Below are 19,874 nucleotides of genomic sequence, written 5' to 3'. Positions count from 1 at the left end.
ACGGAGATTCGCATGAAGCCGTCTGTCATTCTCTATAAAACGCTTCCCGACGACCTGCTACAGCGTCTGGAGGAGCACTTTTCCGTCACTCAGGTGAAAAACCTGCGGCCGGAGACCGTTTCGCAGCACGCTGAGGCCTTCGCCCAGGCTGAGGGCCTGCTGGGCTCCAGCGAAAAGGTTGACGCCGCGCTGCTGGAGAAGATGCCGAAGCTGCGTGCGACCTCCACCGTGTCCGTTGGCTATGACAACTTCGACGTCGAGGCGCTGAACGCCCGCCGGGTGCTGCTGATGCATACCCCGACCGTGCTGACCGAGACCGTCGCCGACACGATCATGGCGCTGGTGCTGAGCACCGCCCGCCGGGTGGTGGAAGTGGCGGAGCGCGTCAAAGCGGGCGAGTGGACGAAGAGCATTGGGCCAGACTGGTTCGGCACCGACATACACCATAAAACCTTAGGTATCGTCGGCATGGGCCGCATCGGCATGGCGCTGGCGCAGCGCGCCCACTTCGGGTTCGGCATGCCGATCCTGTACAACGCGCGCCGCCAGCATCCGCAGGCAGAAGAGCGCTTCAACGCCCGCTATTGCGATCTCGATACCCTGCTGCAGGAAGCCGATTTTGTCTGCCTGATCCTGCCCCTGAGCGAAGAGACCCACCATCTGTTCGGTCAGGCGCAGTTCGCCAAAATGAAATCTTCCGCCATCTTTATTAACGCCGGGCGCGGCCCGGTGGTCGATGAGCAGGCGCTGATCGCCGCCCTGCAGGCGGGGGAGATTCACGCTGCCGGCCTTGATGTCTTCGAGCACGAGCCGCTGGCTAAAGATTCGCCGCTGCTGAGCCTGCCGAACGTCGTCGCGCTGCCGCATATCGGCTCCGCCACCCATGAGACGCGCTACAACATGGCGGCCTGCGCGGTGGATAACCTGATCGATGCCCTGAACGGCAAGGTCGAGAAAAACTGCGTCAATCCGCAGGTAAAATAAGCCATAAAAAAACCCGGGTAGCGGCGGCCATCGCCCTCCCCGGGTTCTTTTTGCATTCTGTCCGTCATCCAGCCCGTTCGCCGCAGCTCACGTCAGCCAGACGGGGCATTAGCGGGTGGCGTTCACCGCCGCCGTCCATGCCTGATTAAACGCCTGATGCTGCGCCGCCAGCGGCCCAATCAGCGCATTATACTGGCTGGCCTGCTGCGAGGTCGGGAACTGAATGCCGTTGGCCACAAAGCTCACCTGGGTCCCCTGCTGAGCGACAAAATCCCCCACCTGAACCAGCTGCTGGGTAAAGATCTGCGCGGCCGGGATCAGCGGCTGCAGCGCGTCGGCTGGCGCGGTGACGACCTTAGCGTATACCTGATCGAAGACCGGCTTGAGATCGTCAGCCTGCTTCAGAGCGCCATGCGCGGCATCAGCCTGCATTTTGGCATTCTGCAGCTGCTGGCTGAGCACGCCCAGCGCGCCGTTCGCCTGACGCAGCGGCTCGCGCTGGGTCATATAGTCTTGCGGAACGCGGATCGCATTGACGCTATCCACCACCGGGCGCAGACCAGCGTCCATCGCCTGGCTCACCTGCTGCGAGTAGCCGTAGATCACCGCGTAGTCAGAGACAAATGGCCCAAACTGTTTTTTCTGATCGGCGGTCAGCGTCGGCAGTCGTTCACCGCTACGCATCGCCGTATTCTGCAGGAAGTCGATAAACGCTTTGCGCTGATCGCCCTCTTTATCAAAACACCCACTCAGGCTAACCACCATTAATAAGGCCGCCATAGCCGCAAACCAGCGAGAGCAGGACTTTCCTGTCGCCATTTTTTTACTCCTTTCAGCCAAAAAAAGCGCACAAAGACACACACGTGCCAGACGCTGACAAGGATAGTCCAGCTCGGCCTCGCAGGATACCCTTTACTGCTAATCTTACGCAGGAAAAACGCCATTCCATACGCCGCTATCGCCGCCTGGCGCGTCTGTTATGCGCATCACAAATATGCGCTTTAAATCAGGCCGACGCATATCACGTAACTTATTGATATTCTTTAAACAAAAAATCCATCAACCGGCGCCTCGCCCGGAAGCGGACGATAATCGCACGCTTTGGCGCGCGCCCGGATTGCCTGGTCAGCGCTTCAATGATTTGATGAATGAGCGATTAACGGCGATGCGTTCGATTATCGCACAAATCAAACTCAATGACGCGAAGGCGACGATAATAACAAACCTCTGTCCCTCGCTCAGTCTGCCAGGAAAGCCGTATGACTAAGACAACCATCGACATTCAGGCCTTTATCAACGAGCACCCCTTCACCCGCTACCAGTGGATGATCCTCGCGCTCTGCTTCATCACCGTCGCGATGGACGGGTTCGACACCGCGATCATCGGATTCATCGCCTCCGACCTGGTCCAGGAGTGGGGCGTGGAAAAATCCGCCCTCGGCCCGGTGATGAGCGCCGCGCTGGTGGGCCTGGCCGTCGGCGCGTTAACCGCGGGACCGCTGGCTGATCGTATCGGCCGCAAGAAAGTGCTGATTATGTCGATCGTGGTGTTCGGCGGATTCAGCCTGCTCACCGCCTTTGCCACCAGCCTTAACCAACTGACGCTGCTGCGCTTTCTGACCGGCCTGGGCCTTGGCGCAGCGATGCCCAATGCCGCCACGTTAATGAGCGAATATGCGCCGGAGCGCCGTCGGGCGCTGCTGGTGAACCTGATGTTCGTCGGCTTTCCGATGGGATCGTCGCTGGGCGGCTTTTTATCCGCCTGGATGATCCCGCACTATGGCTGGCAGAGCGTACTGGTGCTGGGCGGCGTGATGCCTCTCCTGCTGGCGGTGGCTTTAATTTTCCTGCTGCCGGAATCCGCCCGCTATCTGGTGGTGAAGCGTCAGCCGGCGCAGCGCATTGCCGCCATCCTGCGGCGTATCGCGCCGCTGCCGGAGGCGGTGGAATTTGAGCTGCGCGAAGCAGGCCAGGTGAAAGAGAAGTCGGCTATCGGCGTCATTTTCTCCCCGCGCTACGCAGTGGGTACCGTGATGCTGTGCCTGACCTACTTCATGGGTCTGCTGATCTTCTATCTCCTGACCAGCTGGCTGCCGCTGCTGATCCGTGAAACCGGCGCATCGATGAGTCAGGCCTCAATTATCACCGCTCTGTTCCCGCTCGGCGGCGGAATTGGCGTGCTGATCCTCGGCGCCCTGATGGACAAGATCAACCCCAATAAGGTAGTGGCCGTCGGCTGGCTGCTGACCGGCGTTTTCGTCTGTCTGGTCGGCTTCTCCACCAGCAGCCTGGCGCTGATGGGAGTGATGGTGTTTATCGCCGGCAGTATTATGAACGGCGCGCAGTCGTCGATGCCGGCGCTGGCGGCAGGCTTCTACCCGACGCAAGGGCGCGCCACCGGCGTCGCCTGGATGCTGGGTATCGGCCGCTTCGGCGGGATCCTCGGTGCGTTCAGCGGCGCCTTCCTGATGCAGGCCCAGCTCTCTTTTGAGACCATTTTCACTCTGCTGGCCATCCCGGCGTTCCTGTCAGCCATCGCGCTGCTGATTAAATACCGGGTCAGTAAATCAGCGCCCGTGGCGACAGAGGACGCGAGAGGTCTGCAGAAAGCCTGATCGATAAGCCGGCGGCCCGCGCCGGCTTTGCCGCTTTTTTCTTATCCGTTTACAAAAATTTTCGAAGCCACGCCATCGCGTTAGTAATCATTCTCTTAGGCCCCGTTGCCGTTTGGCTGACGGGGCCGATTCGATAACCTGCTGGCAAATAATCACGGACGTTACCATCCTTTACGCCTTTTTCTGACTATTCTTAAAGAGCTTTAGAAAAATCTCTTCCGCTGTGTGATAAAAGGAGTTCTCAATGGAATATAAAGATCCCGTGTTTGAACTGCTGAGCAGCCTGGAACACATCGTTTTTAAGGACGATAATCAGACACTTACCTCAAACCGTAAGTCCACTGTGTTTAGTGAATTTGAACAGCTGCGTAAAGGCACTGGACTTAAGATTGACGACTTCGCCAACGCCATGGGCGTGAGCGTCGCCATGGTAAGAGAGTGGGAGTCGAGACGGGTAAGACCGTCCCCCACAGAGCTGAAATTAATGCGCCTGATTCAGGCCAATCCGCAGCTTTCAAGACAGTTACTCGATTAATCCAGCGCGCAGCGGCAAGGGCCAGTAAGGGAGCTTTTGCCGCTGCGCCGTAAAAAAAAGTTTGCTATCAGGTGCTGAACGTGCGTTAATGCTCGCAGGTTTGATGTACAGACCACAGAGCAGTCGAATAGAGCAGTCCTTCTAAGGTTATCCAAAGATACCCCCGTAGTGAACTTTCCCTTTATCGCTTTAAATCTGTAGTCCAGACCGCTACGCCGCAAGGCTCACTTATTTTTTTAAAGGTAATTCACTATGTCCGGTAAAATGACTGGTATCGTAAAATGGTTCAACGCTGACAAAGGCTTCGGCTTCATCACTCCTGACGATGGCTCTAAAGACGTGTTCGTACACTTCTCTGCTATCCAGAACGATGGCTACAAATCCCTGGACGAAGGTCAGAAAGTCTCCTTCACCATCGAAAGCGGCGCTAAAGGCCCGGCAGCTGGCAACGTAACTTCTCTGTAAGTTCAAGCCGCTAAGAATCGAGAATCCCTGCCTGATGGCGGGGATTTTTTTTATCTGTCGCCAGCCGCCGCCAGCATACGGTGGCGGCTGCCGGGCATTCAGAGTCGGGTATCGTGCCAGCCCGTTTCCCCCCACGTCAGGCTGTGGGTGAGTTTCAACCCCTGCAGAAACGCCTCGTCATGCGACACCACCACCAACGCGCCGGGAAACGTCGCCAGCGCACACTCAATGGCCTGTGTCGACGCTAAATCGAGATGGTTGGTCGGCTCATCGAGCAACAGCAGCTGGGCAGGATCGCGTCGCCAGAGCACGCAGGCCAGGGCCGCTTTCAGGCGTTCGCCGCCGCTGAGCGCCGCCAGCGGCAGGTTGACCTTATCGGCGCCCAGCTGCAGCTGCGCCAGACGGGTCCGCAGCAGCCCCTCATCCAGCGGAGTATCGTCCAGGCTCAGATGCGTTATCACCGATAACGACAGATCCAGCTGCGTCAGATGTTGATCCAGATAAGCGGCGCTCACCGACAGCCGGACATCGCCTGAGGCGGCCTGCTCCAGCCCCAGCAGCGTTTTCAGCAAGGTAGTTTTGCCGCAGCCGTTCGGCCCTCGCAGCGCGACGCGCATCGGACCATCCACGCGCCAGTCCAGCGGCGCAGCGGGGGAATGGGCGAGCTGCAATGCTTCCACGACCAGCACCTGCTTGCCCGCCGCCACTTCGCTGCCTGGCAGGGTGAACATCACCGGCGTATCCTCTTCCACCCGCTCTCGCGCCTGCTGCACAGCGCCATTCAGACTGCTGTTCTGTTCACGATGCTGACGGCGCAGCGTTCCCGGACGCTCTTTTGCCGCGCCTTTGTACTTCACGCGTTCGAAAGAGGCGATATTCAGGGTATCAACGGTACGCAGTGTCTGCGCCGAGCGCCGCTGGGCAGCATCATGCTCTTTTTGCATTCGCGCGCGGGTGCGTCGCCGCTCGGTCGTCGCATGGTCCAGCGCCGCGCGCGCCGCCTGCTGCTCCGCCTCGCGCTGCCGCTGATATTCGTCATAGTTGCCGCCGTAGCTGCGCAGCGCCGTCGGCGTCAGCTCGATGATCCTCGGCATCCGCGCCAGCAGTTGACGATCGTGGCTGGCGATCAAAGCTCCGCCGTGCCAGTTTTCCAGTTGCTGATAGAGCCACTCTCGCCCCTCACTGTCCAGATGGTTGGTGGGCTCATCCAGCAGCAGATAATCGGCGCTCGAAACAAAGGCGCCGCACAGCAGGGCCTTCATCCGCTCGCCGCCGCTGAGTGAAAAAGCGGGACGATCGGCAGAGAACGGCGGGAGACCGGCATCGCGGAAAGCTAAACTCAGCCGATCGGGGAGATCCCAGTGGCCATCCAATAGCTCGAAATCGTCGGCCAGTCCATGGCCCTGCTCAAGGCGGAACAAGGCGTCAAAGACCGGCGCATAGCCCAGCAGCGTAGCGAGGGTGGTCTCCGGCGTAAGCGTCGGCTGCTGCGCCACCCAGGCAATGGAAGCCGCGCGCTCGATATGGCCACCGGCAGGAGAATCAAGGCCCGCCAGCAGGCGCAACAGACGCGACTTACCGACGCCGTTCCGGCCGACCAGACCGCAAAGGGACGGTTCCAGCGAGACGTTGAGAGGACCAAACAGGGTCTGCCCCGTCGCAAACTGACAGGTGACCTGATGTAAAACAAAAGCGGGGATGTGGTCGCAATGAGCCATAAGCACTCCTGAATGAAATCAATACTTCCCTACCCGCAACGTCTGCGAGGTAAGGCGTGAAGTTCATCAGTCGTGTTTGTTCATTTGTAGGGCGCGCTCCAGTGAGACGAGGGATTCGTCGGGGCATAGGATAGCCACACTCCGCTATGAATTTCAAGCCCGTTTAATTCAACAATCGTTTAAAAATAAAAAGGCCTCCTGATATCAGGAGGCAAATGATTTATTTGGTGAACAATGAAAGGGTGCATTGAGAATGCCTGACACTGCAAGCATAGTGGGGATAGATCCCCACCAGATGCTCTTACTGTTTACTATCACAGGCTAAGAATGCCACCAGCTCACTATTTCCCTGCCTGAGCGGTAATTCATATAGCGAATCACGAACCATCCAGGTCAATAATAAAACAGTGAAGCAAATCACTATTAAGCCAAACAACAGATAGTTTCGCAGCACTCCTCGCCTCCCGTGTTGATTTTCAACAAGTAAGAGGCTACGTTTATGGTGTTCATGCATTAGGGGAGCCTCACTTTGATGACTATCAGGTGGGGCTTTTCTCTGTCTGTCTCCCGCTGAATACCTGAGACACACAGTCTCAAGCACCCGCCGCCATTCTAGCGTAAATAACTTGCGGAATTATGTTTATATATTCTTAAAATATTTTTATTGATCAATGCAAATAATGAAAATATCAATGACTGAATTATTAGCGGTTCGACTACTTATATTTCAGGTATAAAAAAACCTGCCCTGAGGCAGGTTTTTTATTATTACCGATACGCTTACTGCAGCAGAGAAATATCCGCCACCTGCAGGAACAGTTCACGCAGTTTGGACAGCAGCGTCAGACGGTTGATGCGGACATCTTTGTCTTCGGCGTTGACCATCACGTTTTCGAAGAACTCATCCACCGGCTCGCGCAGAGCGGCCAGCTCAATCAGCGCATCCTGATAGCGGCCTGCGGCGAAGTACGGCTGCAGCTTGTCGCGCAGCACCACCAGATTGCCCGCCAGCTTAATTTCCGCCGCTTCTTTCAGCACGGAAGCGTGAACGATGTCGTTCAGCGTCTCGTCGGATTTCGCGAGGATGTTGGAGACACGTTTGTTCGCCGCCGCCAGCGCAGAGGACTCTTCCAGGGTACGGAAGTGCGATACGGCTTTCATGCGCGCATCGAAATCCGCCGGGCGGGTTGGACGACGCGCCAGTACCGCCTGGATAGTGTCGACGCCGTAGCCTTCGTCCTGATACCAGGCGCGGAAGCGGCCCAGCATAAAGTCGATCACGTCATCAACCACGTTGGCGTTGGTCAGCTTCTCACCGTACAGACGCACCGCTTCTTCGGTCAGCGTTTGCAGATCGAGGTTCAGGTTCTTCTCGACGATGATACGCAGGACGCCCAGCGCGGCGCGGCGCAGCGCAAACGGGTCTTTATCGCCTTTCGGGTGCTGGCCGATACCGAAGATACCCGCGAGGGTGTCCATCTTATCGGCAATCGCCACCGCGCAGGCCACCGGGTTAGACGGCAGCGCGTCGCCGGCAAAGCGCGGCTGATACTGTTCGTTCAGCGCCACGGCCACATCTTCCGCTTCGCCATCGTGGCGGGCGTAGTGCATCCCCATCACGCCCTGGGTGTCGGTGAACTCGAAGACCATGTTGGTCATCAGGTCGCACTTGGACAGCAGGCCCGCGCGGGTCGCGTGGTTCACGTCAGCGCCAATCTGCTCGGCAATCCAGCCCGCCAGCGCCTGAATGCGATCGGTCTTGTCGCGCAGCGTACCCAGCTGCTGCTGGAACAGCACGGTTTCCAGACGCGGCAGGTTGTCTTCCAGACGTTTTTTACGGTCGGTGTTGAAGAAGAACTCGGCGTCGGCCAGACGCGGACGGACCACCTTCTCGTTACCGGAGATGATCTGCTGCGGATCTTTCGACTCGATGTTGGCGACGAAGATAAAGTTCGGCAGCAGCTTACCGGCGTTGTCGTAAACCGGGAAGTACTTCTGGTCGCCCTTCATGGTGTAAACCAGCGCTTCAGACGGCACCGCGAGGAATTTTTCTTCGAACTTCGCCGTCAGCACCACCGGCCATTCCACCAGCGAGGTGACTTCTTCCAGCAGGCTTTCGCTCAGATCGGCTTGACCGCCAATCTTACGCGCCGCCTCTTCCGCATCGGCTTTGATTTTGGCTTTACGCTGTTCGTAATCGGCGATGACTTTACCGCGCTCCAACAGGATCTGCGGGTACTGGTCGGCATGGTCGATGGTGAATTCCGGCTCGCCCATAAAGCGATGGCCGCGGATCACGCGATCGGACGGGATACCGAGGATAGTAGCCGGGATCACCTTGTCGCCCAGCAGCAGCGTGACGGTGTGAACCGGGCGCACGAAGTGGACGTCAGACGCGCCCCAGCGCATCAGTTTCGGGATCGGCAGCTTCGCCAGCGAGCTGGCAATCATGTTCGGCAGCAGCGCTTCGGTGCTTTCGCCCTTCACATGGGCGCGATACAGCAGCCACTCGCCTTTGTCCGTAGTCAGACGTTCGGCCTGATCGACGGTAATACCGCAGCCGCGCGCCCAGCCTTCGGCCGCTTTGCTTGGCTTGCCTTCGGCATCGAACGCCTGGGCAACGGCCGGGCCGCGTTTTTCCACTTCGCGATCGGCTTGCGCCGCCGCCAGGTTGGCCACCTTCAGCGCCAGACGACGCGGGGCGGCAAACCATTCCACTTTACCGTGCGCGAGGCCGGCGTTATCCAGCTCCGCGGTCACGTTCGCAGCAAAAGATTCCGCCAGGCTGCGCAGCGCTTTTGGTGGCAGCTCTTCAGTGCCGATTTCCACCAGAAAAGTATTCTCAGACATGGCCGCCTCTTATTTATTCTTGTTGCACATCGGGAAGCCGAGCGCTTCACGGGAAGCGTAGTACGCTTCCGCCACTGCTTTCGTCAGGGTGCGAATGCGCAGGATATAGCGCTGACGCTCGGTGACGGAGATGGCTTTACGCGCATCCAGCAGGTTGAAGCTGTGAGCCGCTTTCAGAATACGCTCGTAGGCCGGCAGCGGCAGCGGGGTCTCCAGCGCCAGCAGATGCTGGGCCTCTTTCTCATACTGCTCGAAGCAGGAGAAGAGGAAATCGACGTCGGCGTATTCGAAGTTATAGGTGGACTGCTCCACTTCGTTCTGGTGGAACACGTCGCCGTAAGTGGTTTTACCCAGCGGGCCATCGCTCCAGACCAGGTCGTAGACGCTATCGACGCCCTGGATGTACATCGCCAGACGCTCCAGGCCGTAGGTGATCTCGCCGGTCACCGGCTTACACTCCAGGCCGCCCACCTGCTGGAAGTAGGTGAACTGCGTCACTTCCATGCCGTTGAGCCACACTTCCCAACCCAGACCCCAGGCCCCCAGCGTCGGGTTTTCCCAGTTGTCTTCGACGAAGCGAATGTCGTGAATGGTCGGGTCCATACCCAGCTCTTTCAGCGACCCGAGGTACAGCTCCTGGATGTTGTCCGGAGAAGGCTTAATCACCACCTGGAACTGATAGTAATGCTGTAAACGGTTCGGGTTTTCGCCATAGCGGCCATCGGTTGGACGACGGGAAGGCTGTACGTAGGCGGTCGCCATCGGCTCCGGCCCTAACGCGCGCAGGCAGGTCATCGGGTGAGAGGTGCCGGCGCCGACTTCCATGTCCAGTGGTTGAACAATGGTGCAGCCCTGACGAGCCCAGTAATCCTGTAAGGTCAGGATCAGGCCCTGGAAGGTCCTGGTATCAAACTTTTGCATATGATTTCGTGCTGGATACGTGTGGATTTAAAGGAAGGAGTCAGTATACCCGCTGGCTGCGAGATATACAGTACGAAACGGCGTAGTTTCAGGAAAACGGACGAAATTTACGCCAGGCGGGGTCGATTCAGCGCATCGAAAGATGCATAAACTGGCCGTCGGGGTCAAAGGAACAGATGAAACGTTCATTCTTGCCGGTACGACCCGACAGCTCATAGCTCGCCTGGAATTGTTCAAGATGGTTCACGTCAACTAACTGCGTTTGCGTGTTATAGCGGATAGCGGCCTGATCCTTGCAAAGCTGCGCCATATTGAGCGTAGTTTGCGGTGTAATATGCGCGCGCTGCGCCTTTTGCGCCGGCGGGGAAACGGTCTCGCTGCAGCCCGCAAGGAGCAGCGCCAGCATTATGGAAACGACACCTTTCACCACGTTCTCCTCCACCGCCTTGTCAGCAAGTTGTTATCGCAAAGATCCAGTATTACAGGTATTTTGCGAATATCATGAAACAGCGACAAGTCTGTGATCAAAAACTCAGACTAATCTCGTGCGACACCGGGGCATAAGGCGGGTCAGACCTTATATCGCCAGTAGACTTTGAGGGACTGATGCAAGAAAAGATACACTGGATCACCAACCTGCGCGGCATTGCCTGCATGATGGTGGTGATGATCCACAGTACCAGCTGGTATATCACTCATCCGCATACGATTACCCTGCTGCAATGGGATATCGCCAATCTGCTCAATTCCACCTCCCGCGTCAGCGTGCCGCTGTTTTTTATGATCTCGGGGTATCTGTTTTTTGGGGAACGCAGCGCCCAGCCGCGCCATTTCTGGCGGATTGGCCTGTGCATTGCGTTCTATAGCGCGCTGTCTCTGCTGTATATCGCGCTGTTTACCCATATCAACGTCGAGCTGTCGTTAAAGAATTTGCTGCAGAAGCCCGTCTTCTACCACCTGTGGTTTTTCTTTGCTATCGCCGTTATCTATCTGCTCTCGCCGCTTATTCAGGTTAAATCCGTCAACGGCAAAATGCTGCTGGCGCTGATGGCGATCCTCGGCATTCTGGCCAACCCCAACATGGTTGGCGTCAAAGCCGCCGGGATTGAGTGGCTGCCGGTCAACCTCTATATCAATGGCGACACCTTTTATTACGTGCTCTACGGCGTGTTGGGCAGGGCCATTGGCACCCTGGATACCGATAAAAAATGGCTGACCCCGCTCTGCGCCGCGCTGTTCCTCGCCGCCGTGTGGGTCATCTCCCGCGGCACGCTGCATGAGCTACGCTGGCGCGGGGACTTCGGCGACACCTGGTATCTCTACTGCGGGCCGGCGGTGTTCGTTTGCGCGGTCGCCCTGCTGACGCTCGCCAAAAACTGGCTGAACGCGCGTCCCCTGCCCGGTATCGAATGTATTGCACGTCATTCTCTGGGAATTTACGGCTTCCATGCCCTGATTGTGCATGCGCTGCGCGCCAGCCATCTGGAACTGAGCCGCTGGCCGCTGCTGGATATTGTGTGGATTTTCAGCGCCGCCCTGCTCGGCAGCCTGCTGCTGTCCGGCCTGGTGCAGCGGGTTGATAGCCGGCGGCTGGTCAGTTAACGACCTACCGCCGAGAGCGGGCCTGACTCACAGTTCAGGCCCCTCTTCCGGCACGCTGAGAGGCTCTCTTACACGGGTCGGGTCCCAGGCATCACGCACGTTTTTCTGCACCGCAACGGCGCCAAACAGGCTCAAAAAGTACGCCAGTCCATAGAACCCTTTCTCGCTGAGCAGCAGACTGGCGTTCCACAACCCGATAACCAGCAGGCCAACGGCGATGACGAAGGCCACCAGACAGGTGGTGTAGTACAGCGCGGTGGTCGGAATGGCTTCATATTTATCGCGCACCGTCTTCTGATAAGACGCTGCGGCAAACAGCCCCAGCACCAGGACAGCAAAATAATAGCCTTTTTCATTCAACTGCATATCCGCATTCCACAGGCCGACCAGATAGGTGGCGATGCCGCCGATCAGGGCAATCCAGGAGATTAAATGAAAGGCCGGAGAATACGTCGCGTGCTTGTTTTCCATTACTTTTACCTCTTACGCGCCCACGGGTGGCGCTTATTCCGTTTTTTGCATCGCGCAGGCGACGCGGATCCGTTTGGGGGTTGCCGATGCGCCATATAAGCAGACAAACCATGCCGCGATATAGACGGCTTTTTCATGCCAGCCTGCCGGCACATACCAGGCGCCCACCAGCAGCAGGCCGACCGATAGCAGCAGCACCAACCGGCATAAGGCAATAAAACCGTCGTCCTGTTCCTGCCACCGTCTGGCGCGCTGATGGGCGAGGACGGCAAACATCCCCATCACCAGTACGCCGAGAAAATAACCTTTACCGCTAAACAACGGGCAGGTTCGCCAGATACCGAGCAGATAAACCAGCGATCCTGCTGCCATCATCACCCTGGCAATATTGCGTTTTGTGTTCATCTCACCTCCCTGGTCGACAGGGGCTGATTATGACCGACTCCCCCGGCGATGCCTCAGGTTACGCACGGCCAAACGGAGATTTCGGAATAAACAAATACGCTTTTTTGGATGGATGTAGCCGGGACATTCAGGGAAGTAATCCGCCCGGTGTTGCCGGACGGACTGAGGCTATGACATCAGCGGTTTCAGCTGCTGATAAATCTGGCGGAAGGTTTCCCGCTGTGGCGCATAGTGGGCCACTCGGCGATCGTCCGGGCGATGCGCTTGCTCAAGCGGCAGCGGCGTCAACAGCCCGGCGCGGTCGGCTTCGCCGTGCACCGCCAGCTGCGCCAGCCTGGCCGCCCCCAGCGCCGGACCGACGTCGCCCCCGGTACGGTAATCGAGCTGCTGGCCGCTGATATCCGCCAGCATTTGTCGCCAGTAAGCGCTACGCGCCCCGCCGCCGATAAGGGTGATGCTCTGCGGCTTGATGCCGCAGGCGTGAACCACGTCCATGCCGTCCGCCAGCGCATAGCCCACCCCCTCCAGCACCGCCCGCGCCAGCTCTGCCGGCCCATGCTGATGCGCCAGGCCGAAGAAGACGCCCTTGGCCTGCGGGTTGTTGTGCGGCGTGCGTTCGCCCGACAGATAGGGCAGGAACCACACCGGACCAGCGCTCTCGTCGGCTGACTGCGCCGCCGCAATCAGCGCCGGCACGCTGGCGAGACCGGTTAATTTCGCCGCCCAGTCCAGACAGGAAGCCGCGCTGAGCATCACCGACATCAGATGCCAGCGGCCCGGCAGCGCATGGCAAAAGCTATGCACTGCGCTTTCAGGCTTGCTGAGGAACCCTTCGCTGACCGCGAAATACACACCTGAAGTGCCCAGCGACAGCATCGCCTGACCGGCATCGGCCATGCCGACCCCGACCGCGCCGGCGGCGTTGTCGCCGCCGCCCCCCACCACCAGCGCCTGTGGCATATTCCACGCCTGCGCCACCTCCGGACGCAGCTGCCCGGTGACGTCGCTGCCTTCAAACAGCGCCGGCATCGCGTCCCGGCTGAGATCGCAGGCGGCGAGCATCTCATCGCTCCAGTCGCGTCGGGCGACGTCCATCCACAGGGTACCGGCGGCGTCAGACATATCGCTGGCAAGCTCGCCGGTCATCCTCAGACGCAGATAATCCTTCGGCAACAGCACTTTATCGACCTGGCTGAACACCGCCGCCTCGTGGCGCTGCACCCACAAGAGCTTCGGCGCCGTAAAGCCCGGCATCATCAGGTTGCCGGTGATCTGCCGGGAAGCGCTGACTTTTTCCTCCAGCAGCTGGCACTCTTCGCCGCAGCGGCCGTCATTCCATAAAATGGCAGGACGCAGCACCTGTAGCGATTTATCCAGCAGGGTGGCGCCGTGCATCTGCCCGGCGATCCCCAGCGCCTTCACGTCGCGCAGACTATGCTGCGCGCCCAGGGCTTTCATCGCCGTGTCCGTAGCCTGCCACCACTGCTCGGGATCTTGTTCCGACCACAGCGGATGCGGACGCGAGACGGTGAGTTTTTCGGTATGCGATGCCACCACATCACCCTGCTCATTGAGCAGAATGGCTTTGACGCCCGATGTCCCCAGATCGATGCCGATATACATACTACCTCTCCTTAAACGCGCGCCACGGCTGAGCGTGGCGCGAACAGAGCATCCTGGTGGCGGTCCCGGTCACGCCGGGCGCCGCCGCATGATTACTTGTCAAACAGATAATGGTTGACCAGGTTTTCCAGTTGTTCCTGCTGACCGCTGCGATGCTGCGGCGCCAGCTGATGCTGAGCGGCGTACTGGGCAATGTCGCTGAGGGTCATCTGCCCGTTAAGGATCTGCTGCCCCAGCTCGCCGTTCCAGCCGGCGTAGCGTTTGGCCACGCGTTTATCCAGCTCACCGTCTTCGATCATCCGCGCCGCGACCTTCAGCGACAGCGCCATGGTATCCATCGCGCCGATATGGCCGTAGAACAGATCGTATTTGTCGGTGCTCTGACGGCGCACTTTCGCATCAAAATTGAGGCCGCCGGTGGTGAAGCCGCCCGCTTTGAGAATTTCATACATCACCAGCGCGTTCTCTTCGACGCTGTTCGGGAACTGGTCGGTATCCCAGCCCAGCTGCGGATCGCCGCGGTTGGCGTCGACGGAACCGAACAGCCCCAGCGCGATGGCCGTCGCGATCTCATGATGGAACGAGTGGCCGGCAAGGGTCGCATGGTTGGCTTCAATGTTCAGTTTAATCTCTTTTTCCAGACCAAACTGCTTGAGGAAGCCGTACACGGTAGAGGCATCATAATCATACTGATGCTTGGTAGGCTCCTGCGGTTTGGGCTCGATCAGCAGTGTGCCTTTAAAGCCGATTTTATGCTTATGCTCCACCACCAGCTGCATAAAGCGGCCTATCTGTTCACGCTCCTGGCGCAGGTCGGTATTCAGCAGGGTTTCATAGCCCTCGCGACCGCCCCACAGGACATAGTTTTCGCCGCCCAGCTGATGGGTGGCATTCATGGCGGTAACCACCTGGGTGGCCGCCCAGCTAAACACTTCCGGGTCCGGGTTGGTGGCCGCGCCGGCGCCGTAGCGCGGGTTGGTGAAGCAGTTTGCGGTCCCCCACAGGAGCTTGACGCCGCTCTGCTGCTGCTTCTCCGCCAGCACCTCGACCATCCGGGCGAAGTTATTGCTGTACTCCTTGAGCGAACTCCCTTCCGGCGAGACGTCAACGTCGTGGAAGCAGTAGTAAGGCACGTTGAGTTTATGGAAAAATTCGAACGCCACATCGGCTTTGCGTTTGGCCATCTCCAGGGCGTCGCCAGGCTGCTGCCATGGGCGGTCGAAGGAGCCCACGCCAAACATATCGGCGCCATTCCAGCAGAAGGTGTGCCAGTAACAGGCCGCAAAACGCAGATGATCTTCCATCCGTTTGCCCAGCACCAGTTCATCCGGGTTGTAATGACGGAAAGCCAGCGGGTTAGCGGATTTCGGGCCTTCGTAACGAACGCGATCGAGTTGATCGAAATAGGTCTGCATAGAGAACTCCATATTCAGAGATGCGGCGAATAACCAATCAGGTACCCTAAATAATTCGAGTTGCAGGAAGGCGGCAGGAGCGCGAGTCCCCGATAACCAGGGGGCGAAGCAACGAATGTCACCAACACACCTACAACTTGAAGTATGACGGGTTTAAGCCAATATAGAATTTCGCTTTCATTTTCCTCAATTACGTTATTTCACACCGCCATTGAGAGAATCCACAAACGTGCGCCAGCTCGCAAAAAATAATATCGGCGCGTTCTTCTGCCGTCCTGTCAGAGAGGTCCAGTGCAATAATAAGAGTGTGCATGAATAAAATACGATCGCCGTCATAATTTGCGCATTAAACGAAATTTCATAACTGCAAAATAAGAACCGGTAATTGCCAGCCCTGCTTTCCGCGTTAAGAATCTGTAACGTATCCGCAACCTCATGTATCAAACATTATTTTTCCGTTCGTCTTACCTACCCTTACAAAAAAGGTATCGTTATTATGAAGATAAAGAACCTTTGCCTTACGCTTTGCGCCAGCTCCCTCCTGCTCGCCAGCATGGCGGGGATGGCGAAAGAAGTGAAGATTGGCATGGCCATCGACGATCTGCGTCTGGAACGCTGGCAGAAAGACCGCGATATTTTCGTCAATAAAGCGGAATCCTTAGGCGCCAAAGTTTTTGTCCAGTCCGCCAATGGCAATGAAGAAACGCAGATGTCGCAAATTGAAAACATGATCAACCGCGGCGTCGATGTCTTGGTCATTATTCCTTATAACGGTCAGGTGCTCAGTAACGTTATTAAAGAGGCCAAGCAGGAAGGTATTAAAGTGCTGGCCTATGATCGCATGATTAATAATGCCGATATTGATTTCTATATTTCTTTCGACAATGAAAAAGTCGGCGAAATGCAGGCGCAAAGCCTGGTCGACAAAGTGCCGCAGGGTAATTATTTTCTGATGGGCGGCTCGCCGGTGGATAATAACGCCAAGCTGTTCCGCGCCGGCCAGATGAAGATCCTCAAGCCGTATGTCGATGAGGGCAAAATTAAGATTGTCGGCGATCAGTGGGTTGACGGCTGGCTGCCGGAAAACGCGCTGAAAATAATGGAAAACGCGCTGACGGCGAATAATAACAAAATCGATGCGGTGGTGGCCTCCAATGACGCAACCGCCGGCGGCGCCATCCAGGCCTTAACCGCCCAGGGGCTGGCAGGCAAAGTGGCGATCTCCGGTCAGGATGCTGACCTGGCGGGCGTGAAGCGCATTATTTCCGGTACCCAGACGATGACCGTCTATAAACCGATTACCACCCTGGCCACCAACGCCGCCGAAATCGCCGTTGAGCTGGGCAACGATAAGCAGCCGAAGTCTGACACCACGCTGAATAACGGCTTAAAAGATGTCCCTTCGCGCCTGTTAACGCCAATTGAAGTGAATAAAGAGAATATCGACGCCACGGTGATTAAAGACGGTTTCCATAAAAAGAGTGAACTGTAATGGCTGACGCCCCGCTACGGGGCGTCATTTTCATCCCGCCGGATATCACTTTTGCGGAGTCTTTATGGCCTGGCTACTCGAAATGAAGAACATCACCAAAACCTTCGGCGCCGTTAAGGCCGTGGATAATGTCAGCCTGCGCCTGAACGCTGGCGAGGTGGTCTCGTTATGCGGTGAAAATGGTTCGGGAAAATCGACGCTGATGAAGGTGCTGTGCGGTATCTATCCGCACGGAAGCTATGAGGGCGAGATTATTTTTGCTGGCGAAACGCTGCAGGCAAACCATATTCGCGATACCGAACGCAAAGGCATCGCCATTATTCATCAGGAGCTGGCGCTGGTGAAACATCTCACCGTGCTGGAGAACATTTTCCTCGGCGCCGAAATATCCCGCCACGGCCTGCTGGATTATGAAACCATGACGCTGCGCTGCCAGAAGCTGCTGGCGCAGGTCAATCTGCCCATTTCGCCCGACACCCGCGTCGGCGACCTCGGCCTCGGTCAGCAGCAGCTGGTGGAGATCGCCAAGGCGCTGAATAAACAGGTGCGCCTGCTGATCCTCGACGAACCAACCGCCTCCTTAACCGAACAAGAGACCGCGACGCTGCTGGCGATCGTTCGCGATCTGCAAAACCACGATATCGCCTGCATCTATATTTCGCACAAGCTCAATGAGGTCAAAGCGATCTCCGATACGATCTGCGTGATCCGCGACGGCCAGCATATCGGCACCCGCGACGCCAGCGGCATGAGCGAAGACGACATCATCACCATGATGGTTGGCCGGGAGCTCACCGCGCTCTATCCCAGCGAACCGCACGCCCACGGCGAGGAGATCCTGCGGGTCGAACATTTAACCGCCTGGCACCCGGTAAACCGTCATATTAAACGGGTCAACGACGTCTCGTTTTCCCTGCATCGCGGGGAGATCCTCGGCATCGCCGGGCTGGTCGGCGCCGGACGGACCGAGGCGGTGCAGTGCCTGTTCGGCGTCTGGCCGGGGCGCTGGCAGGGGGAGATCTTCATTGATGGCCAGCCGGTCAGCATCACTAACTGTCAGCAGGCCATTGGCCACGGTATCGCCATGGTGCCGGAAGACCGCAAAAAAGACGGCATCGTGCCGGTGATGGCGGTGGGTAAGAACATTACCCTGGCGGCGCTCAGCCAGTTCACCGGCGCGATGAGCAGCCTTGACGACGCCGCCGAGCAGCACTGTATTGAGCAGTCCATTCAGCGATTGAAAATTAAAACCTCCTCGCCGGAGCTGGCGATTGGCCGCCTGAGCGGCGGCAACCAGCAAAAGGCGATTCTGGCCCGCTGCCTGCTGCTAAATCCGCGCATTCTGATCCTCGACGAACCCACCCGCGGCATCGATATCGGGGCGAAGTATGAAATTTATAAACTGATTAACCAGCTGGTGCAGCAGGGCATCGCGGTCATTGTCATTTCATCCGAACTGCCCGAGGTGCTTGGTCTTAGCGATCGGGTGCTGGTCATGCACGAAGGCAGGCTAAAAGCCAATTTGGTTAATCAACATCTGACCCAGGAACAGGTGATGGAAGCCGCGCTGAGGAGCGAACGCCATGTCGAAGAACACGTCGTCTGAAATCAAACTTACCCCAACCGCCCCCACCGCCCTGCCGGCGCTGAAGGGGCTGAACCTCCAGGTCTTCGTGATGATCGCCGCGATCGTCGTCATTATGCTGTTTTTCACCTGGGTTACCGATGGCGCCTACCTGAGCGCGCGCAATATCTCCAACCTGCTGCGCCAGACGGCCATCACCGGCATCCTCGCCGTCGGCATGGTGTTTGTGATTATTTCGGCAGAAATCGACCTGTCCGTCGGCTCGATGATGGGGCTGTTGGGCGGCGCCGCGGCGATCTTTGACGTCTGGCTCGGCTGGCCGCTGCCGCTCACCATTCTGGTGACGCTGGTGATGGGGCTGCTGCTCGGCGCATGGAACGGATGGTGGGTGGCCTATCGCAAGGTCCCCTCGTTTATCGTCACCCTCGCCGGGATGCTGGCGTTTCGCGGCATTCTGATCGGCATCACCAACGGGACCACCGTCTCGCCCACCAGTCCGGCGATGGCGCAGATCGGCCAAAGCTACCTGCCAGATGGCATTGGCTTTGGCATCGGCGTTGTCGGCATGGCGGCGTTCATTATCTGGCAGTGGCGCGGACGGATGCGCCGTCAGGCGTTAGGTCTGGCGACCGCGTCCTCCACCGCGACCGTTGGCCGCCAGGCCATTACCGCGGTGATTGTGCTGGGCGCAATCTGGCTGCTCAATGACTATCGCGGCGTGCCGACGCCGGTACTGATCCTCGCCGCCCTGCTGCTGGCAGGCCTGTTCATGGCCACTCGCACCGCCTTTGGCCGCCGCATCTACGCCATCGGCGGCAACCTGGAGGCGGCACGTCTGTCCGGGATTAACGTCGAGCGTACCAAGCTGGCGGTGTTTGCCATTAACGGCCTGATGGTCGCCATTGCCGGACTGATCCTCAGCTCGCGCCTTGGCGCGGGCTCCCCCTCGGCGGGCAACATCGCCGAACTGGACGCCATCGCCGCCTGCGTCATCGGCGGTACCAGCCTGGCGGGCGGTATAGGCAGTGTCGCCGGGGCGGTAATGGGGGCGTTTATTATGTCGGCCCTGGATAACGGCATGAGCATGATGGACGTTGCCACCTTCTGGCAATATATCGTCAAAGGCGCCATTTTGCTGCTGGCGGTGTGGATGGACTCCGCCACCAAGCGGCGCGCGTAAGGAAGCGCTCTCT

General features: G+C 58.1%; 19 protein-coding genes. 9 read left to right on the top strand and 10 right to left on the bottom strand.

From position 1 onward, the window contains the following. Positions 1 to 12 precede the first annotated feature (12 nt). Positions 13 to 984, top strand: coding sequence for a glyoxylate/hydroxypyruvate reductase GhrB (ghrB, locus tag ABLV52_RS08965; RefSeq protein WP_348890290.1), 972 nt, complete (start codon positions 13 to 15; stop codon positions 982 to 984). Positions 985 to 1,092: 108 nt separating this feature from the next. On the opposite strand, the gene ABLV52_RS08960 is transcribed toward ghrB, so the two are convergent. Further along, positions 1,093 to 1,803: a DUF3053 domain-containing protein gene (locus tag ABLV52_RS08960; RefSeq protein ID WP_002921929.1), complete on the bottom strand. Its 711-nt coding sequence runs from the start codon at positions 1,801 to 1,803 to the stop codon at positions 1,093 to 1,095. A 160-nt stretch (positions 1,804 to 1,963) separates the two neighbouring features. On the opposite strand from ABLV52_RS08960, the gene ABLV52_RS08955 reads away from it, so the two are divergent. The 4 genes from ABLV52_RS08955 to cspA all read left to right on the top strand — a co-directional run bounded on the left by ABLV52_RS08955 (position 1,964) and on the right by cspA (position 4,599). After that, positions 1,964 to 2,251 (top strand): hypothetical protein, encoded by a 288-nt coding sequence (locus ABLV52_RS08955; protein ID WP_064158052.1) that lies wholly within the window; start codon positions 1,964 to 1,966, stop codon positions 2,249 to 2,251. Further along, entirely contained in the window at positions 2,244 to 3,599 is a 1,356-nt protein-coding gene (locus ABLV52_RS08950; RefSeq protein WP_023291321.1) for an MFS transporter, read from the top strand. Before ABLV52_RS08955 ends, ABLV52_RS08950 begins: the two co-directional genes overlap by 8 nt. Before the next feature lie 244 nt (positions 3,600 to 3,843). Continuing rightward, positions 3,844 to 4,134, top strand: coding sequence for an HTH-type transcriptional regulator (locus ABLV52_RS08945; RefSeq protein WP_004205010.1), 291 nt, complete (start codon positions 3,844 to 3,846; stop codon positions 4,132 to 4,134). Positions 4,135 to 4,386: 252 nt separating this feature from the next. Next, on the top strand, positions 4,387 to 4,599 hold the full coding sequence (cspA, locus tag ABLV52_RS08940) for an RNA chaperone/antiterminator CspA (protein WP_000014594.1): 213 nt from the start codon (positions 4,387 to 4,389) through the stop codon (positions 4,597 to 4,599). A 98-nt stretch (positions 4,600 to 4,697) separates the two neighbouring features. Here the strand turns inward: cspA and ABLV52_RS08935 are convergent, their stop codons facing one another. The 5 genes from ABLV52_RS08935 to ABLV52_RS08915 form a co-directional block, all read right to left on the bottom strand. Beyond that, positions 4,698 to 6,317 (bottom strand): ATP-binding cassette domain-containing protein, encoded by a 1,620-nt coding sequence (locus ABLV52_RS08935; RefSeq protein WP_348890289.1) that lies wholly within the window; start codon positions 6,315 to 6,317, stop codon positions 4,698 to 4,700. A gap of 301 nt (positions 6,318 to 6,618) precedes the next feature. Further along, positions 6,619 to 6,771 carry a Hok/Gef family protein gene (locus ABLV52_RS08930; protein WP_348890288.1) on the bottom strand — a complete coding sequence of 51 codons (153 nt, stop codon included), beginning with the start codon at positions 6,769 to 6,771 and terminating at the stop codon, positions 6,619 to 6,621. Positions 6,772 to 7,097: 326 nt separating this feature from the next. Beyond that, positions 7,098 to 9,167 (bottom strand): glycine--tRNA ligase subunit beta, encoded by a 2,070-nt coding sequence (gene glyS / locus ABLV52_RS08925; protein WP_023291325.1) that lies wholly within the window; start codon positions 9,165 to 9,167, stop codon positions 7,098 to 7,100. A gap of 9 nt (positions 9,168 to 9,176) precedes the next feature. Then, positions 9,177 to 10,088 (bottom strand): glycine--tRNA ligase subunit alpha, encoded by a 912-nt coding sequence (gene glyQ / locus ABLV52_RS08920; protein ID WP_023291326.1) that lies wholly within the window; start codon positions 10,086 to 10,088, stop codon positions 9,177 to 9,179. A gap of 127 nt (positions 10,089 to 10,215) precedes the next feature. Then, entirely contained in the window at positions 10,216 to 10,515 is a 300-nt protein-coding gene (locus ABLV52_RS08915; protein WP_072096573.1) for a YsaB family lipoprotein, read from the bottom strand. A 179-nt stretch (positions 10,516 to 10,694) separates the two neighbouring features. Here ABLV52_RS08915 and ABLV52_RS08910 point away from each other — a divergent pair, with 179 nt between their 5' ends. After that, entirely contained in the window at positions 10,695 to 11,690 is a 996-nt protein-coding gene (locus tag ABLV52_RS08910) for an acyltransferase (protein ID WP_348890287.1), read from the top strand. Between the two features lie 27 nt (positions 11,691 to 11,717). Here the strand turns inward: ABLV52_RS08910 and yiaA are convergent, their stop codons facing one another. From yiaA to xylA, 4 genes are all read right to left on the bottom strand, one after another. Continuing rightward, the gene (gene yiaA / locus ABLV52_RS08905) at positions 11,718 to 12,161 is read right to left on the bottom strand and encodes an inner membrane protein YiaA (RefSeq protein WP_032454340.1); all 444 of its coding nucleotides are present in this window, start codon (positions 12,159 to 12,161) and stop codon (positions 11,718 to 11,720) included. A 33-nt stretch (positions 12,162 to 12,194) separates the two neighbouring features. Beyond that, entirely contained in the window at positions 12,195 to 12,566 is a 372-nt protein-coding gene (gene yiaB / locus ABLV52_RS08900) for an inner membrane protein YiaB (RefSeq protein ID WP_348890286.1), read from the bottom strand. Between the two features lie 168 nt (positions 12,567 to 12,734). After that, on the bottom strand, positions 12,735 to 14,189 hold the full coding sequence (gene xylB / locus ABLV52_RS08895; protein WP_348890285.1) for a xylulokinase: 1,455 nt from the start codon (positions 14,187 to 14,189) through the stop codon (positions 12,735 to 12,737). Positions 14,190 to 14,281: 92 nt separating this feature from the next. Next, positions 14,282 to 15,604, bottom strand: a complete 1,323-nt coding sequence (gene xylA / locus ABLV52_RS08890; RefSeq protein ID WP_023291332.1) for a xylose isomerase — start codon at positions 15,602 to 15,604, stop codon at positions 14,282 to 14,284. Positions 15,605 to 16,100: 496 nt separating this feature from the next. On the opposite strand from xylA, the gene xylF reads away from it, so the two are divergent. From xylF to xylH, 3 genes are all read left to right on the top strand, one after another. Beyond that, entirely contained in the window at positions 16,101 to 17,096 is a 996-nt protein-coding gene (xylF, locus tag ABLV52_RS08885; RefSeq protein WP_023291333.1) for a D-xylose ABC transporter substrate-binding protein, read from the top strand. Between the two features lie 64 nt (positions 17,097 to 17,160). Further along, positions 17,161 to 18,702 (top strand): xylose ABC transporter ATP-binding protein, encoded by a 1,542-nt coding sequence (locus ABLV52_RS08880; protein WP_044525029.1) that lies wholly within the window; start codon positions 17,161 to 17,163, stop codon positions 18,700 to 18,702. After that, entirely contained in the window at positions 18,680 to 19,861 is a 1,182-nt protein-coding gene (xylH, locus tag ABLV52_RS08875; protein ID WP_023291335.1) for a xylose ABC transporter permease XylH, read from the top strand. The genes ABLV52_RS08880 and xylH overlap by 23 nt, the downstream gene beginning before the upstream one ends. Positions 19,862 to 19,874: the final 13 nt, after the last annotated feature.

It is taken from the genome of Klebsiella sp. GB_Kp056 (assembly GCF_040064755.1).
GTDB classification, from domain to species: domain Bacteria; phylum Pseudomonadota; class Gammaproteobacteria; order Enterobacterales; family Enterobacteriaceae; genus Klebsiella; species Klebsiella quasipneumoniae.
Note: the sequence above shows the minus strand (reverse complement) of the source record. Positions and strands in the feature narration are given on the sequence as shown.